This is a genomic window from Candidatus Poriferisodalis sp. (assembly GCF_965208925.1).
In the GTDB taxonomy this organism is placed as follows: domain Bacteria; phylum Actinomycetota; class Acidimicrobiia; order Acidimicrobiales; family Poriferisodalaceae; genus Poriferisodalis.
Genome location: NZ_OZ242364.1, coordinates 477,160 through 492,722, shown reverse-complemented (window position 1 = coordinate 492,722; position 15,563 = coordinate 477,160). Strand labels below are relative to the sequence as shown.

The window sequence follows — 15,563 nt, the reverse complement described above, 5'->3', positions numbered from 1 at the left end:
CGGGACGGCGACTGATCACCGGGCTGAGCCGTGTCAGATGTCGATGTGGTACAGCTCGGCCGCATTGAGCGACATGATGCGCTCGACATCGTCGCGAGGGATCCCTTCGAGCGCCCTGGCCAAGTCGTGATCGTCACGCGGATACAGGCAGGTGGGGTGCGGGAAGTCGGTCTCGAACATCAGCGACTGCGCGCCCAGGTACTCGATGGTCGGCCGCACGGTGGACCGCTCGAACCAGAAGCAGCCGTAGAACTGCCTCCGGAAGTAGTCCGACGGCAGCATCGACAGCTCCGCCAGTTCGTTCGGTGCAGTTTCGTGCATCTGGTGGTCGAGCACTTCCAGAAAGAACGGCAGCCAGCCCACGCCGCTTTCCACCGAGACGAACTTGAGCTCGGGAAAGCGCTCGGGCACGCCGGAATAGATCATGTTGCCCACGACCCGGGCGTTGCCCATGAACAGGTTCGCCGAGCCCACCGCCAGCTGACGCTCGAGCCCGAACGACGGCCACGGCGCCTTGCCGTAGTAGTCGAGGTTGCCCTTCGACGAGCCGATGTGGAAGTTGACCGGCATCGCGAGATCGGAGCACACCTGCCACACCGGATCCCAGTGCGGCGTCGCCATATCGGGCAGACCGGCTTCCTCGGGGTTGGAGCAGGTCACGATGCCCCGCAACCCGTCGGCGTGGCAGCGCTCGATCTCGCGCACGGCGGCGTCGAGGTCCCACCACGGCAGCAGGGCCATGCCGAACACTCGCTGGCCGCTCGCCTCCTGGAACTCGGCGAGCGCGTCGTTGTAGATCTCGACCGAGATGAGCCGCAGTGCGTCATCGGGCGACTTCAGGAAGTTCTGGTTCCCGAAGCCGGCCACGTTGGGATACATGATCTGCGCCTCGAGGCCGAGCTGGTCGAGCATCTCCACCCGGGCCTCGGCGTCGTAGCTGGCGCGGTGCACCATCTCGTTGTCGAAGTCGAAGAAGACCGTGCCGGTGACCTTCTCGCCGTCAGGGTCCACCACCGACGAGGCAATGGGCAGCCCGATCGGGATGGCGTCATCGAACCACCAGCGGCGCTTGCCGGCTCTCGTCTCCATGCGCGGCACACGGTCGCGGTACTTCGCGGGCGCCCGCGACGTCCACAGGTCGTACGGCTCCGACCAGTGACTGTCGGTGTCGATGATCTTGAGGTCGTCGAGAATCGTGCCGCTCATCGACTCACTGCCGCTCTCGGGAACGTCAGCCCACCGGCGGGACGGTGACCGGTCGCTCGCCGAACTCGGGCCGCTCGGTGCGGGTTTTCTTCAGCTCCCAGAAGCCGTCGATGTCCATCATGGCGACCATGCCGTCCCACAGCTTCAGGGCGTCGTCGCCCTTGGGCGCCCGGGTGATCACCGGGCCGAAGATGCCGACGCGCTCCCCGTCGGCGCGGTCGAGGGCGATGATCGGCGTGCCGACGTCGGTGCCCACGAGGGCCAGGCCCTCGTCCATGCGGGACCGGATCTCGGCATCCCACTTCTCGTCGGTGGCTGCCTTGGCGTGTTCGGGATCGATGCCGAGCTCTTCGAGCGCCTTCGCGATGTCGAAATCGCGGTCGCCGTCGTGGTGGATGCGGCTCGCAAAGTCCCAGTACACGCCGAACACGGCGTCATCGCCCTCCGCGGCGCGGATTGACTCCATGACCCGCAGCTGCCCGTGCGTGCCGACCACCGCGTCGTAGTACGGGCTGTCCGTGGGGGGCTCATTCTTGAAGAGCAGGCTGATCGGCTGCCACTTCACCTTCAGGTTGCGCTCGGAAGCGACTTCATCGACGACCCACCTGGCCGTCACCCAGCACCAAGGTCAGATGGGGTCGACCCAGAACTCGATCTCGGTGTCAGTGCCCGTGTCAGTTGCCATGCGGGCAATCTACCCGTGACGGGCAGCGGCCATCCGGGCAGCCGCGCTGCGCCCGCTGGCTGCCCCGGGCTACATCGAGGTGCCGTCGGGGTTCAGGTAATCGCGGCTGATGTGCCCCTCGTCGCACAGCGCCTGCCACTCGGCGTCGTCGAGGCCCAGCAGCTCGCGGTACACGTACTCGTTGGCATCGCCGAGGATGCCGATGGGCCGCCACGGCATCTCAGGGCCGTCCCAGCGCCACTGGCGTCCGGGGAAGCTGTGCCAGCCCTGCTCGACCGATCCGTTCTGGCGGAACCAGCAGCGATCGCCCATCTGCGGGTCGGCGCGAAGCTGTGACTCACGCAGCACCGGCCCGGCGGGCACCCCCGCTTGCTGGCACTGGTGGAACACCTCGGCTGAGGTGCGCTGCTGGGTCCAGGCGCTGATCCGCTCGTCGATCTCGTCGTGGTGGGCCTGGCGCCCTGCCAGCGTGGCCAAGCGCTCGTCGTCGCCCATCATCGGCGTCCCGTCGGGCCGGTTGCGGTCCAGCAGGCCGGCCAACGCTGCCCAGTCGGCGTCGTCCTCGCACGCGATCACCGCCCATTCGTCGTTGTGACCGGGCCGCGCGGGATCGGTCGCACAGCGGTAGCAGCCCTGCGGAGCCCGGGCCACGGAGCGATTGCCCAACGGCCGGTGACGGGTGCCGCTGGCGGCCGCGTCGATGAAGTACTCGCCGATGTGCTGCATCACGTTCTCCGACTGGGAGAACTCGATGAGCTCGCCGACGCCGGTCCCTCCGGAGCCGTCGATGCCGTCGCGCCGTCCCAGCACGGCCAGCACCGCGAAGGCAGCAGTGGCGGCGCTGGCGGGATCCATGTGGAAGACCGAGGTCAGGCTGGTGGGGTCGTCGTCGGCGTAGCCCCGCAGACCCGTCAGCCCGCACAGTGCCTCGAAGTTGGCGCCGAAACCGACCCAGTCCGAGTACGGACCCGCGAGGCCCATCGGCGGCATGCGCAGCACGATCGTGCGCGGATTGACGGCGTGCACGGTGTCCCAGTCGAGCCCCAGCTTCGGCAGCACGCCGAGGGAGTTGTTCTCGACGATCACATCGGTCTGCTGCACGAGCCGGTGCAGCGTCGAGCGCCCGAGCTCGGTGCGCGGGTCGAGCGTGCAGCTCAGCTTCCCGCGGGCATGAGCACTGAACAGGTTCTGGCGGTTCCACGGGCGTCGTCCCGGATCGTGATCCGGATATCCCGACAGCGGCCCCAATTCGGGATTGATCTCCCGCGGCGGGCGAGGCATCAGACCCCGGGTCGCCGTCGGGAACACGTAGGGGTTGTCCACCCGGATCACCTCGGCGCCGAGATCGCCCAGGTACATGGTGCAGGCCGGTCCGGCCCACACGACCGTCAGGTCCAGCACCCGGATGCCACTGAGGGGCAACCGCGTGGATTCGCGGCGTGCCGGTGCGATGTCCGGTGAGCGAGGATTGCCGGCCCCGCTCGTCGCCGCGACGCCGGGTGCTGCGAGGCCAGCACGGACCTCGGCGTCGTGCTCGCCCAGCAATGGCGCATGCCGCGGTGTCGTCGATGCCTGATCGGATGCATCGCGCGGGTTGACGCTATGGAGGCGAAACGGCGCACCGAGCTGCCGGACCGTTCCCGCCGCCGGATGCTCGACGGGCACGAAGAAGCCTCGTGCCGCAAAGTGCGGATCATCCAGCAGATCGGCTGGAGCGTTCAGCGGGGTCACGCCCCACTTGTTGACTTGTGCTGCAGCGCCGACCGTGCTTTGGGTGTGGCCTGCCAGCCACACAAACAGCGCGGTCTCGACCATGTCGGGAAGATCGGGATCTGCCAGCCACGCAGGACTTGCAAACCGTTCGGCCAGCGAGTCGCCGTCGCCGCTGTCGCCGCCGAGGCCTGCGCTGGTGAGCGTCTGCACCATGCGGGGGGCCCACGACGGCAAGGTGAACACCAGCGCCCACCCGTCGGCAGTGGGGTAAAAGCCGACCGGCGACGCTCGTTGCGGCTGGCGCGCGTCTCTCCCGACGTCGGTGCCGGTCCACGCCTCGTACAGCAGGTAGGAGGCTCGGCGGTCGATGGTGCCCGCCTGCGCCTCGAACGCTGACACATCAATGTGAAACGAGCGGCCGCTGCGCTGGCTCATCTGGTATGCCGCCAAGGTCGGCACGGCCGCCAAGTTGCCCACCTGATACGAGGTGACGTCCCCGCTGAGCTTGACGGGTTCGCGCTCGTCGATTCCGGTGCCCCACATCGGTCCGCCCATGGCGTAGGTCACGATGTCGCTGCCCCGGTAGCCCGCCTGCGCGTACGGGCCGGACTGCCCGAACGGCGTGATCGAGGTGAGCACGATGCCGGGCCTCAGACTGCACAGGGTCTCGTACCCAAGGCCGATGCGGTCCAGATGGCCCGGCGGGAACGCCTCGATGACGATGTCTGAGGTCGCTGCCAGCGACCGGATGAACCCGAGGTCGGCCGCGCTGGGCTCGGCGGTACCGATGTCGGCGACCACGCTGCGCTTGTTGGTGTTGAGATGCAGGAACAGCGGTGAGTGCTCCCAGTTGCCGGTGCTGCCGACCCGTGCATCCGCATCGCCCCACGGCCCGTGGCGTCGGGCGGGATCGCCGCCAAGCGGCTCCACCTTGATGACATCGGCGCCGTGGTCGGCGAAGAGCTTCCCTAGGTACGGACCTGAGATCCCCGTTGCGAGCTCCAGCACCCGGATGCCAGCCAACAATCGGCTCACTGCTGCCCCCTTGTCGCCAGGATCGGGGCGAGCGATTCGAGCAGGCCCCCGACGTCATCGGGGCCCTCGAGGCCCAGCAGGTTGGTCGTCAGGGCGACGCCGAGATCAAGTGCCGGCGCGTAGGCCGCAATGGTGCGGAAGCCCGGAACGCCGCCGCCGTGGGTGTAGATCGTCACACCCAGAATCTCGTCGGTTGAGATGCCCAGGCCGTAGCTGCTCTCGGGAGTCGGGTGACCTGTCGTCATGAGAGCGATCTGCTCCTCATCGAGGATGTCGGTCGCGAACAGACCTCGGATCAGCACCGCCACATCGCCGATCTGTGCCTCGATGCCGCCGCCGGTCCACCCCGCCGAGCGGGCGAAGTCCTCAGGGCCGCTCCCGATGTCCACATAGATGCCGTCGTTGTGGGTGATCTGGTTGTCGCTGGTGAGCCCCAAGAGCGGAACCATCAGGTAACCGAGGGTGCCCCCGACGTACCCGTTCGCCGTCGGCTCGGGCGGGAACTCCTCGGGCGTCAGGTAGGTGTGCTGCAGGCCCAGCGGCTCGAACACACGAGACCGCAGTTCCGCGGCCGCTGTGTTGCCCGTGATCTCTTCGATCAACAACCCCGCAGCGAGATAGCCGGTGGTGTTGTAGTGGCGTTCGGTGCCCAGCTCGGCCACGGGGCCATACTCCGCGGCAAACTGCAGGATCTCTTCGGGTGAGATCTGCTCGGCAAGCCGGGGCGCTGCGAGTTGGTAGAACTGCACGTCGAACGCGTACTCGACAAAGCCCGAGGTGTGCCCGAGCAGGTCACGCACCGTGACCGCAGCGGCGTGCTCGTACCCCGGTGCCCAGTCGTCGCCCAGGTACTGCGCCACCGGTGCGTCGAGCTCGACGAGGCCTTCGGCGACGAGTTGCAGCACCACAGCGGCGGTGACCGGCTTGGTGACCGAGCCGATGCGCACGTGATGATCGACCGTCATAGGAGTACCGGTGGCGATGTCGCTGAGGCCCCACGCGAAGGCTGCGGGCTCGGCGCCGCCCTGAGCGACAGCCAGCACGAGGCCAGGTGCCCCGGTGCGCTCCATCCACTCAGCGACTGCGGCGCCGAGCGGATCCGCCGGTTCGGCGCCGGTCTGGGATCCCTCACTGGACTCACTGCGGGATTCGGCTTCGGCCTCGTACTGTGGTGCAGCCGTGGTCGCCGGCGCTGCGGTGGTCGCCGGTGCCTCCGTGGTTGCCGGCATTGCCGCAGTCGTGGAGGGCGCTGCGGTGGCTGCCGGTGCTGGAGCCTCGGCAATCACCGGAGATGTCGCAGCAGTCGTCGACGCTGTGTCGTCTGCGCCGCTGCAGGCGGCCGTCAGCAGGCCGAAACTCAGCAGTGCAGCCGCGAGTCGCTTCATGCGCGCAGCGTAGGGCTCGTCCGGCAGACTGTGTCGCCGGCCGCAAGGCCGCAGCGCAGAGGGGATCGACGTGAATCTGGGAATGCTGCTCTTCATGCCAGCCACCATTGCTGGCGAACAAGTCATCCTGATCGACACCTCGACGGAAGCCGGCGGCGGCACGGCTCGCGAGGTGACCTACCAGGAGCTGCTCGACAACGTGAGCCGCACTGCCGGCATGCTGACCATGCTCGGCGTGGGCGTCGGCGACCGGGTCGGCATCTTCGCCACCAACAGCGTGGAGTGCGTGGAGGCCATCTTCGGCGGTGCGTTCGTCGGCGCCACTGTCGTGCCGATGAACTTCCGCGCCGGTGCGGAAGAGACCGCTCACCTGCTCAGCGACAGCGGCATCAGCGTCCTGTTCACCGAGTCTCGCTACAGCGACCTGATCGCCGAGAACAAGCCTGACGACCTCGAGCACGTCCTGGTGCTCGACGATCCGTCGTCGTATGCCGCCGCCCGCGACGAGGCGTTCGAGCTGCCCGTGCCCGAGGACGTCGACCCCGATGGGCTGTGCGCGTTGCTGTATACCAGCGGCACCACGGCCATGCCCAAGGGTGTGAAGCTCACCAACGGCGCCATCACGGGTTATGTCATGGGCACCAACGACGCCGCGACCGGCGAGGACATGGGCCGCATGGCGGTCGCGGCGCCGCTGTACCACATCGCCGGGCTCACCTCGATGCTGAACGCCCTCTACAGCGGGCGCGTGGTGGTGCTGCTGCCGCAGTTCGAAGCGTCGTCGTGGATCGAGTGCGTGCAAGCGCACTCGGTGACGCACGCCTTCTTGGTGCCCACCATGCTCGCTCGGGTGCTCGAAGCCCCCAACTTCGGCCATGAGGCGTTCAGCGGCCTCGACGCCATCACCTACGGCGCGGCGCCGATGCCGCCGTCGGTCATCCGCCGGGCCATCGACATGTTCCCAGCAAACGTGGCCTTCGCCGGCGCCTACGGCCAGACCGAGACGACGTCCACGGTGGCCGTTCTGGATCCCGACGACCATCGCATCGACGGAACCGACGAAGAGAAGGAACGCAAGCTGCACCGGCTCTCCTCGGTGGGCCAGGTGCTCGAGGACGTGCAGGTGCGCGTCGTGGACGCCGACAGTGGCGAGGTCGTGGCGCCCGGCGTGATCGGCGAGGTGCAGCTGCAGACGTTCCGCGCCATGGACGGCTACTGGGGCAACGACGAGAAGACCCGTGTGACCATCGACGACGAGGGCTGGGTGCACACGGGCGATCTCGGCTACCTCGACGACGACGATTACCTGTTCCTGGCCGGTCGCACCGGCGACATGATCATCCGCGGAGGCGAGAACGTGCTGCCCGACGAGGTGGAGGGCGTGCTGTATGACCACCCGTCGGTGCTCGAAGCAGCAGTCGTGGGCCTGCCCAGCGAGGAATGGGGCGAACGTGTGGCGGCGGCGGCCGTCGTGCGGCCTGGCAGCGGCACGTCGGGCGACGATCTGGTTGCGCACGCCCGCGAGCGTCTTGCACCTTTCAAGCGTCCCGAGTTCGTGCACCTGATGTACGAGCTGCCACGTACTTCCACCGGCAAGCTGCTGCGTCGCGATCTCATCCCGATGCTCGACGAGCTGGGCATCTGAGGCCGGTACCAGGGCTCGCCGCGGCGCTGCTGGGCTCGCCAGGGCCGCGAGCGCAGCCGTGAGCACCGCCCCGGCGCAGGGGTATCGGGACGATCACCTGCACCTGCTGGCGTGCGCCGCTGCACGCCGATCAACCGATGTCCAGGCTGCGGCGTCGGTGGGGGAACTGCTGGACATCGTCGGGCATGCCGCACGCAGCTCCGCCGTGCCGACGATGCTGCACGGCCGTCAGCCCCGCGCCGAACGCGACCGGGGCGATTCGCGTCGGTGGCTGCGGGCTTGGGGTTACGACGATGCGCTGCTCGCTGAGCGTCGCCACCCGACCGCCGCCGAGCTTGACGCCGTCACGCATGATGTTCCGACCGTGCTGCATCACGTCACCGGTCATGTGGCGGTGGTGAATACGGCCGCCGGCCACGCCTTGGGGCTGACGTCAGGCGATGTGCTCGTCGAGCGTCATGACCTGCTGGCAACGGTGCCGCAAGTCGATCGCAGTGCGACAGTGGCAGGCGTTGCCGAGGTGCTGGCCGACATGGCTGCGGCGGGCATCACTGCCTGTACCGACGCCACCCATACCAACGACCTCGGCGCACTGGAACTGCTCGCCGAAGCGGCCGACAGGGTGCCTTCGGTGGACGTCACGGCGATGGTGGGCGCCGACCGACTCGACGCGCTGGGAGACCTTGCGTTCGGCGAGAGGCTGCCATCGCCTGGAGCAGCGGCAGGTGCTGCCGGGGTGCGAGTGGGACACGCGAAGGTCATGCCGCCTCACGACGACGACGGCGCGATCGCCGATCTGGTAGCGGCGGCGCGCGCTCATGGATTCCCGGTCGCCGTCCATGTCATGGACATCGACACGCTGCAAGCAACCTTGGATGCCGTGGAGGCCCATCCGCCGATGCCCGCCGGAATGGCGACGAGCGACGATCGCCGCCTCGGGCCCGGCCGACTTGCGCCCGACCGCATAGAGCACTGTGCGCTCGCGCTGCCCGAACAACTCGACCGCGTCGCCCGGCTCGGCGTCGCGGTGGTGACCCAGCCCAGCTTCGTGACCCGGCGTGCGCAGAAGTACCGAGAACAGCTCTCGCTCACCGAACAGGCGTGGCTCTGGCCGCTGGCAAGCCTGCTGCGCCGCGGTATCCGCGTCACCCTGTCCTCCGATGCTCCGACGGTTCCCGCCGATCCCGGCGAGTGGATAGCAGCCGCCACCGGTCGGGATCTCGCACCCGCTGAACGCATCGACGCTGAGACCGCTCGCCGCCTGTGCATGGGAGGCGGCGCAGGCTGTTGAGTACCCTGCCACATCGCCGCTGCGAGCAGGGAGAAGGTCCATGGCCGGGCCGATGGAGGGCATCCGCGTCGTCGAGTTGGGCGTGTGGATCGCGGGACCCGCCTGCGGCGGGATCCTGGCTGACTGGGGCGCCGATGTCCTCAAGGTGGAAACGCCTGACGGCGACCCGTTCCGCTCGCTCGAGTGGCTGTTTCAGGGCGACGGCAACCCGCCCTTCGATCTCGACAACCGCGGCAAGCGCAGCATCGCGCTCGACTTGCGGCAGCCTGAGGGCCTCGCTGCCCTGCATGCCCTCCTGGCCGATGCCGATGTGTTCTTGTCCAATATCCGCCCTGGTGGGCTCGAGCGCATGGGTCTGGACTATCCGTCGCTGGCCCAGCGCTACCCGCGCTTGATCTACGCCAGCGTCACGGGCCTCTCGCTGCGGGGCGACGAACGGGATCGCCAGACCTATGACGTGGGTGCGTTCTGGTCCCGGGCGGGGATCGTCCGGTCGCTGACCCCCGATGATGCCGACCTGCCGTACCAGCGTGGCGGCATGGGCGACCACATGACCGGGCTGGCGGCGGCGGCCGGGGTCGCGGCCGCCCTGTTCCACCGCACCAGCACCGGCAAGGGCCAACTGGTGGAGTCTTCGCTGTTGCGCCTGGGCACCTACCTGCTGGGCTGGGATCACAACATCACGGCGATGACGGGCGACGAAACCGAGGCCTGGGGACGCGACAGCCCGCCCAACCCGCTCATCAACTGCTACCGCTGCCGCGACGGCGCATGGCTGTGGATGCTGGGTCTCGAGGGCGACCGCCATTGGCCTCATGTGGTGCGCGCACTGGATCGGCCCGATTGGGAGGACGACCCCCGCTTTGCCGACATCGTGCTCCGCCTCGAGAACACAGCTGCCCTCACTGCGGAGATGGACGCCGTCATGGCCACGCGCACACGTGCCGAGTGGGGCGAGATCTTCGATGTCAATGACGTGTGGTGGTCGCCCGTGCAGTCCACGCTGGAGATGCGGTCCGACCCGCAGGCCCATGCTGCGGGCTGCTGGGTGAAGGTGCCGTCGCCTGATGGAGGTACGACCGAGATGGTCGCGACTCCAGTGGATTTCTCCGAGAGTGCATGGGCTCCCGGCGGGCCGCCGCCCGAGCTCGGCCAGCACACCGAGCTGATCCTGCTCGAGCACGGCTACGACTGGGATGACATCGAGCAGTTGAAGCAGGCGGGCGTGATCCCCTGAGCGGTCGCGCGTCGAACCTGCTGCTGGGCGTGAGATAACTTCGATCCGCTGCGTCGGCGTGCGCTCGGAGCTCATCACAGTGGGGCTCGATTACCCGGGCGCGCGAGATGAGGCGGCGGGGAGGGAGAGCGGATGATCGAGCCGGTCAGCGCTCAAGTGCTGACGCCTGAATGGGCGCCGACGGTGATCCCCGCGCCGTATGACTCGCTCACCCCCGACGAGCACGCGCAGCACCTTGCCGACAATCCCGACTCCTTTGCCCATGTGGCCGGACTGCCGCCAGAGAGCTTCGGCCACCCCAGCGAGCACCGGCAGCACGCCACACGCAGCACGCGGGCACTCGACCGGCTCATCAGTCTGGGCGTCTTCGGCGCCGCCCGGGAGCCAGGCCTGTACGTGCAGTGCGTGGAGGCTGACGGCCACGCGCAGCACGCGTTGCTGGGCGGCGTGCGCCTCGGCTCCCATGAACTGCGCCCTCACGAGGACACCCAGCCCGGCCGGGTGCACGGACTGGCTGTGCACTTCACCGAAGTCGGCCGCATGTCGAGCCCCGTGGTCGTCACCGCACCTCGGTTGACCATGGTCTCTGACGTCATCGAGGCCACCCTTGCCGCAGCCGGGGCGTCCGCACCGCTGGAACCGCTGCTCGACACCAAGACCGCCGACGGTGCGCGGGTCACGCTGTGGCCGGCCATCGTCGGGGACCGCGAGGGCGCCAGCGTCGGCCTCGACGGCCCGTTGTACATCGTGGACGGGCACCATCGCGTCGCAGCTGCCAAGCAGGCCGGCTTCTCACACGTGCTCGTGGCGTGCGCACCCACCGATGAACTGCACCTCGGCAGCTTCGACCGTGAACTGAGCGAGCTTGACATGATGCCGCGGCGCGTCATGGAGATGATGAGGTCTCGGTGCGTCGTCGAAGAGGTGTCCGACGCCGTCGCAGCCCGCCCGGCGGCGCCGGGATGGGTCGGCATCGGCGTGGCAGGCCACTGGTTCCGTGCACGCCTGCGCCACGCTGGACCTGCTGACGACCCGTCGCCGATCCAAAATCCGGCGACCCGGCTGGATGCGGCGTTCGTTCACGACTTCATACTCGGCGAGATCTTCGGCGTGGAGAGCGCTTCGGATCCGAGGCTCACCTACCGTCCCACAACCGTCGCCGCCGCCCCAGCGCCGGTCACGATCCTGCTGGCGCCAGTGGCGCTCGATTCAGTGTTCGAAGTTGCAGACTTCGGCGGTGTCATGCCGCCGAAGACCACGTACTTCCTGCCCAAGGCTCGCTCCGGATTGCTGCTGGTTCGCTGCTGATCCGCCGCTGGTGCTGTCTCGCTCATGCTGATCGCGTTCACCGGGGGAGCTCGCAGCGGGAAGTCCGCAGCGGCGCTGCGCGCAGCGACGTCGGACGGCGCACCGGTGACGTTCATTGCCACGGCCGAGGCCGGCGACGACGAGATGGCCGCACGCATCGAGCGGCATCGGGCCGATCGGCCTGCGGCGTGGACGACGATCGAGGCCCCGATCCACCTGGCTCTCGCTGTGGAGCAAGTCGATGCCGAGGCGACGATCGTCATCGATTGCCTGTCTATGTGGGTCTCGAACCGGATGCTGGAAGGCGGCGCCGGTGCGGGGAGCGTCGATGCGGCACATGCGGGCGAGATCACGGCCGAGGCCCGGGAGCTGGTCGCTTGCCTGCATGGACGCGAGGGCGTCTCGATCGTGGTCACCAACGAGGTCGGCTCGGGGGTGGTGCCTGCCACCCCGCTCGGGCGGGCGTACCGCGACGTGTTGGGATCGGTGAATCAGATCGTCGTGGGAGCTGCAGATCGGGCGTACCTCGTGGTGGCGGGCAAGCGGCTGGAGCTCTCCGGGCCTGAGGGCGGTGCCTGAGGCCGTGCCGGAGTGTGCGTCGGAGACAGCGTCTGGGGCAGGTCTGACGGATCGGCCCTCGTTGCTGTCCCAGATGCTTGCGGAACTGCCGGTGCCCGATGAAGCCGCCCGGCGCGCCGTGGCCGAACGGGCGTCGCAGGTGCTGCGACCGGCGGGTGCGTTCGAGCGGCTGGATCAGGTGGCCATGTGGCTTGCCGGCTGGCAGCGTTCGACGCAGCCGGCGGTTGAGCGGCCGGTTGTGCTGGTGTTCGCAGCCGACCACGGTGTCGCCGAAGAGGGTGTGAGCGCGTATCCCGCCGAGGTGACCGCAGCCATGGTGTCCGCTGTCGACAGCGGTGTCGCCACCGTGACGGCGGTCGCACGCCAGGTCGGGGCGGTGGTGCGGTGTGACGATGTCGGCGTGGGCATGCCGACGGGCAACATCCGCACGCATGATGCGATGAGCGCCGACGAGTTCGACGCGGCCGTCGACGCCGGCGCTCTCGCTGTCGAACGCGCCGTCGAGGCCGACCGGCCCGACCTGCTGGTGCTGGGAGAACTCGGGATCGGCAACACCACCGCCGCGGCTGCTGTGTGCGGGTTGCTCTTTGCCGACCAGGCAACCTCGTCCGCTGAGGCCGCGGTCCGTTGGACGGGACCGGGCACCGGGGTTCAGTCAGCGGCGCTCGATCACAAGCGGACGGTCGTGGGCGATGTGCTCGAACGGGTGGGCCGCGTCGAGCCGCTGGATGTGCTGCGCCGGGCAGGGGGGCGTGAGCTGGCAGCCATCGCCGGAGCGGCGGCGGCGGCGCGGCAACGCTCGATTCCCGTGGTGCTCGACGGCTTCATCGGCACGGCTGCCGCGGCGCCGCTGGCACTGGCCGCGTCGGGCAGCCTCGACCACTGCATTGCCGGGCATTGCTCGGCCGAGCCGGGCCATCGAGAGCTGCTGGCCGAGCTCGGGCTGGAACCGCTGGTGCGCCTGGATCTGCGACTGGGGGAGGGCACTGGCGCACTCATCGCCGTGCCGCTCGTTCGGATCGCCGCGGCGGCCGTGACTGACGTTGCCACCTTCGCCGAGTGGGGCCTGGCGTGAGCCTGCGAAGCGTCGGGGGCACAGCGTGAGCCTGCGGTATGCGTGGGCGTTCCTGACGCGGCTCCCGGGCGGGGCGCATCCGCCGACCGACCGCGACCTGGGGCGCAGCGTGCCGTGGTTCCCGCTGGTCGGGGCCATCGTCGGCGCCCTGAGCGGAGCAGTGTTCTGGGCCGTCTGGCAGCCGCTGGGCGCCCCACTCGCTGCCATCCTGGCCATCGCCACGGGCGTCGTCGTCACCGGCGCCTTCCACGAGGACGGCCTGGCCGACACCGCAGACGCCCTCGGCGGCACGACGCCCGAGCGGCGCCGCGAGATCATGAAGGACTCCCGCCTGGGAACATTCGGGACGCTGGCGCTGGTGCTGGTGACGCTGGTGCAGGTCTTCGCCGTCATGCCGCTGGCGTCGCGTGACGCCGTGATCGCCCTGGTCCTCGCGCATGGTGTCGGTCGGGCGCTCGCCGTTGCGGTGATGGCCTTGGCACGGGCTGCGCCTGGTGCGGGTCTTGGCCACTCCTACACGGCCCACCTGCGCGGATTGCCCTGCGCGCTCTCGTTGCTGATCAGCTACGGCGCCGCATTCGCACTCGGGCCGGTGGGCGTGTTCGCCGTCGGCGCGGCGACCGGCGCAGCGCTGGTGGTGGGGCTGATTGCTCGCCGCACGTTCGGCGGTTTGACCGGTGACGTCCTGGGTGCCACCGCTCAGGTCAGCCAGATGGCGGCGCTGGCAGCGGTGTCACGCCTGCTGGACGACTTCGGCTGGTTCTGGAACTAGAGTCCCGAACCTGACATCCCGCCCTCCAGTTCGAATGAGCCCACTGCGGATGCGCACACCGAACGACCCCTCAGCGCCGGACAGAACGAGAAGCGACGGATTTGCGGCGATGGCCATCTTGGCGCTGTCCATCGCGTTCATCGTGGCCATCATCGTGTTCGCAATTGCGTAATCCGACACGACGCGCGCACAGGCGCTAGAAACTCACGAGCACCCAACAGTGGTGCTCCGAAGTTTGAGAGGCAGGCGGCGGTCAAACGGCTGGCCATCGCGTCTGTCTTGTCCCTAGGGAGGGGAACTACATGACGACCAGCGAACGTGCTGTGCAGCGCCATTCCGGGCGACGAGCGTGGCGGACGGTGGCAGCGCTTCTGGCTGTCTTCGCCCTGATTGCCGCTGCATGCGGCAGCGATGATGGCGACGACGACGCTGCCGAGGCGCCTGCGGCTACTGAAGCGGCGCCGGCCCCGACCACCGAGGCCGCACCCGCTCCCACAACAGAAGCGGCACCGAGCGGTGAGCCCATCAAGGTCATGACGGTCACCACGCTCAACGCGGCGGGTCCGACGTACCACAACATCGCGAACACCGCCAATGCGTACGCCGACTACATCAATGCCCGGGGCGGCATCGGCGGCAGGCCGCTCGAGGTGACGGTCTGCGACGAGATGTTCGACCCCGCCGTGGCCGCGGCGTGCGCCCGCGAGGCTGTCGAGGAGAACATGGTGGCCGTCGTCGGCTCGTTCACGTTCTTCGCCGAGAGCATCGTGCCGGTGATCGCCGAGTCCGACATCACTTGGTTCGGCCCCTGCTGCCCGATCACGCCGTCTGAGCTGACCAGCCCGCACTCGTTCCCCATCGGCAACCAGCCGATGTATGCGGTGGGCATCATCAAGCGAGCCATCGACGACGGGTGCCAGGCGATCAACGCCGTGATCATCGACGGCGCCCAGATCTTCCTGCCGCCGATGGAGAACGCGATCGCAGCCCTCGGCCAGAGCTTCGGCGACATCATCATCCTGCCGCCGACCGCGCAGGACTACTCCTCAGAGGTGGCCCAGGCGACCACCGACGCCGACTGCGTCATCGGCATCGTCTCGGAGACGCCGTACATCACCTGGAACACGGCATGGACCCAGTCGGGCACCGACGCGCGCCAGTACGGCCCGCAGGGCAACCTGAACGAGATCTCCGCCGCCGGCAACGAGGAGTCGACCGACGGCGACATCATCGGCGGCATGTACCCCGACATCTCCACGGCGCCGTGGGACGAGTACCGGCTGGCGCTTGAAGAGGGCGGCTGGGACACCACCGAGCACGACTACAACAGCCTGGGCGGCATGGGCACATGGGCGGCGTTTGCGGCCTTCAGGCAGATCGCCGAGACCATCGAGGGCGAGATCAACGCCTCCTCGTTCTTCCAGGCCGCATCGGCCACCGACCACCTCGATCTCGGCGGCATGGTGCCGGTGCTGGACTTCACCCAGGAGTGGACCGATGGCCTGCCGGGCTTCCAGCGCCTGTTCAACCGCAGCGTCGTGTTCAGCAAGCTGGAGAACGGCAAGGTCGTGCCGCTGACCACCGAGTTCGAAGACGTCGGCGACTTGGCCACCGGCAACGCCGGCTGACCGT

The 15,563-nt window shown here is 68.6% G+C and carries 13 protein-coding genes; 9 read left to right on the top strand and 4 right to left on the bottom strand.

What is annotated here, in order from left to right; genetic code table 11:
• Positions 1 to 33 precede the first annotated feature (33 nt).
• The 4 genes from ACOGI5_RS02020 to ACOGI5_RS02005 all read right to left on the bottom strand — a co-directional run bounded on the left by ACOGI5_RS02020 (position 34) and on the right by ACOGI5_RS02005 (position 6,024).
• A complete protein-coding gene (locus tag ACOGI5_RS02020; protein ID WP_419862802.1) occupies positions 34 to 1,206 on the bottom strand; it encodes an amidohydrolase family protein in 1,173 nt (390 codons plus the stop codon).
• A gap of 25 nt (positions 1,207 to 1,231) precedes the next feature.
• A complete protein-coding gene (locus tag ACOGI5_RS02015) occupies positions 1,232 to 1,822 on the bottom strand; it encodes a disulfide bond formation protein DsbA (protein WP_419862801.1) in 591 nt (196 codons plus the stop codon).
• 138 nt (positions 1,823 to 1,960) lie between these two features.
• Positions 1,961 to 4,639, bottom strand: a complete 2,679-nt coding sequence (locus ACOGI5_RS02010; protein WP_419862800.1) for a CaiB/BaiF CoA transferase family protein — start codon at positions 4,637 to 4,639, stop codon at positions 1,961 to 1,963.
• Entirely contained in the window at positions 4,636 to 6,024 is a 1,389-nt protein-coding gene (locus ACOGI5_RS02005) for a serine hydrolase domain-containing protein (RefSeq protein ID WP_419862799.1), read from the bottom strand. The genes ACOGI5_RS02010 and ACOGI5_RS02005 overlap by 4 nt, the downstream gene beginning before the upstream one ends.
• Positions 6,025 to 6,094: 70 nt before the next feature.
• Here ACOGI5_RS02005 and ACOGI5_RS02000 point away from each other — a divergent pair, with 70 nt between their 5' ends.
• The 9 genes from ACOGI5_RS02000 to ACOGI5_RS01960 all read left to right on the top strand — a co-directional run bounded on the left by ACOGI5_RS02000 (position 6,095) and on the right by ACOGI5_RS01960 (position 15,559).
• Positions 6,095 to 7,669, top strand: a complete 1,575-nt coding sequence (locus tag ACOGI5_RS02000; RefSeq protein WP_419862798.1) for a class I adenylate-forming enzyme family protein — start codon at positions 6,095 to 6,097, stop codon at positions 7,667 to 7,669.
• 58 nt (positions 7,670 to 7,727) lie between these two features.
• Positions 7,728 to 8,960 (top strand): amidohydrolase family protein, encoded by a 1,233-nt coding sequence (locus tag ACOGI5_RS01995; protein WP_419862797.1) that lies wholly within the window; start codon positions 7,728 to 7,730, stop codon positions 8,958 to 8,960.
• A gap of 40 nt (positions 8,961 to 9,000) precedes the next feature.
• Positions 9,001 to 10,197: a CaiB/BaiF CoA transferase family protein gene (locus ACOGI5_RS01990; protein ID WP_419862796.1), complete on the top strand. Its 1,197-nt coding sequence runs from the start codon at positions 9,001 to 9,003 to the stop codon at positions 10,195 to 10,197.
• Positions 10,198 to 10,329: 132 nt separating this feature from the next.
• Positions 10,330 to 11,505, top strand: coding sequence for a DUF1015 family protein (locus ACOGI5_RS01985; RefSeq protein ID WP_419862795.1), 1,176 nt, complete (start codon positions 10,330 to 10,332; stop codon positions 11,503 to 11,505).
• 24 nt (positions 11,506 to 11,529) lie between these two features.
• A complete protein-coding gene (gene cobU / locus ACOGI5_RS01980) occupies positions 11,530 to 12,084 on the top strand; it encodes a bifunctional adenosylcobinamide kinase/adenosylcobinamide-phosphate guanylyltransferase (protein WP_419862794.1) in 555 nt (184 codons plus the stop codon).
• Between the two features lie 73 nt (positions 12,085 to 12,157).
• Positions 12,158 to 13,159 carry a nicotinate-nucleotide--dimethylbenzimidazole phosphoribosyltransferase gene (locus ACOGI5_RS01975; protein WP_419862793.1) on the top strand — a complete coding sequence of 334 codons (1,002 nt, stop codon included), beginning with the start codon at positions 12,158 to 12,160 and terminating at the stop codon, positions 13,157 to 13,159.
• Positions 13,160 to 13,184: 25 nt separating this feature from the next.
• Positions 13,185 to 13,931 carry an adenosylcobinamide-GDP ribazoletransferase gene (gene cobS / locus ACOGI5_RS01970; protein WP_419862792.1) on the top strand — a complete coding sequence of 249 codons (747 nt, stop codon included), beginning with the start codon at positions 13,185 to 13,187 and terminating at the stop codon, positions 13,929 to 13,931.
• Positions 13,932 to 13,980: 49 nt separating this feature from the next.
• Positions 13,981 to 14,103: a hypothetical protein gene (locus ACOGI5_RS01965; protein ID WP_419862791.1), complete on the top strand. Its 123-nt coding sequence runs from the start codon at positions 13,981 to 13,983 to the stop codon at positions 14,101 to 14,103.
• A 187-nt stretch (positions 14,104 to 14,290) separates the two neighbouring features.
• Complete coding sequence (locus ACOGI5_RS01960; RefSeq protein ID WP_419862790.1) at positions 14,291 to 15,559, top strand: ABC transporter substrate-binding protein; 1,269 nt, start codon at positions 14,291 to 14,293, stop codon at positions 15,557 to 15,559.
• Positions 15,560 to 15,563: the final 4 nt, after the last annotated feature.

Bases quoted from the DNA above. Each gene is read 5' to 3' on its own strand.
- ACOGI5_RS01985 (WP_419862795.1), top strand. From the start codon at position 10,330: ATGATCGAGCCGGTCAGCGCTCAAGTGCTGACGCCTGAATGGGCGCCG.
- cobU (WP_419862794.1), top strand. From the start codon at position 11,530: ATGCTGATCGCGTTCACCGGGGGAGCTCGCAGCGGGAAGTCCGCAGCG.
- ACOGI5_RS02005 (WP_419862799.1), bottom strand. From the start codon at position 6,024: ATGAAGCGACTCGCGGCTGCACTGCTGAGTTTCGGCCTGCTGACGGCC.
- ACOGI5_RS02020 (WP_419862802.1), bottom strand. From the start codon at position 1,206: ATGAGCGGCACGATTCTCGACGACCTCAAGATCATCGACACCGACAGT.
- ACOGI5_RS01975 (WP_419862793.1), top strand. From the start codon at position 12,158: ATGCTTGCGGAACTGCCGGTGCCCGATGAAGCCGCCCGGCGCGCCGTG.
- ACOGI5_RS01965 (WP_419862791.1), top strand. From the start codon at position 13,981: ATGCGCACACCGAACGACCCCTCAGCGCCGGACAGAACGAGAAGCGAC.
- ACOGI5_RS01990 (WP_419862796.1), top strand. From the start codon at position 9,001: ATGGCCGGGCCGATGGAGGGCATCCGCGTCGTCGAGTTGGGCGTGTGG.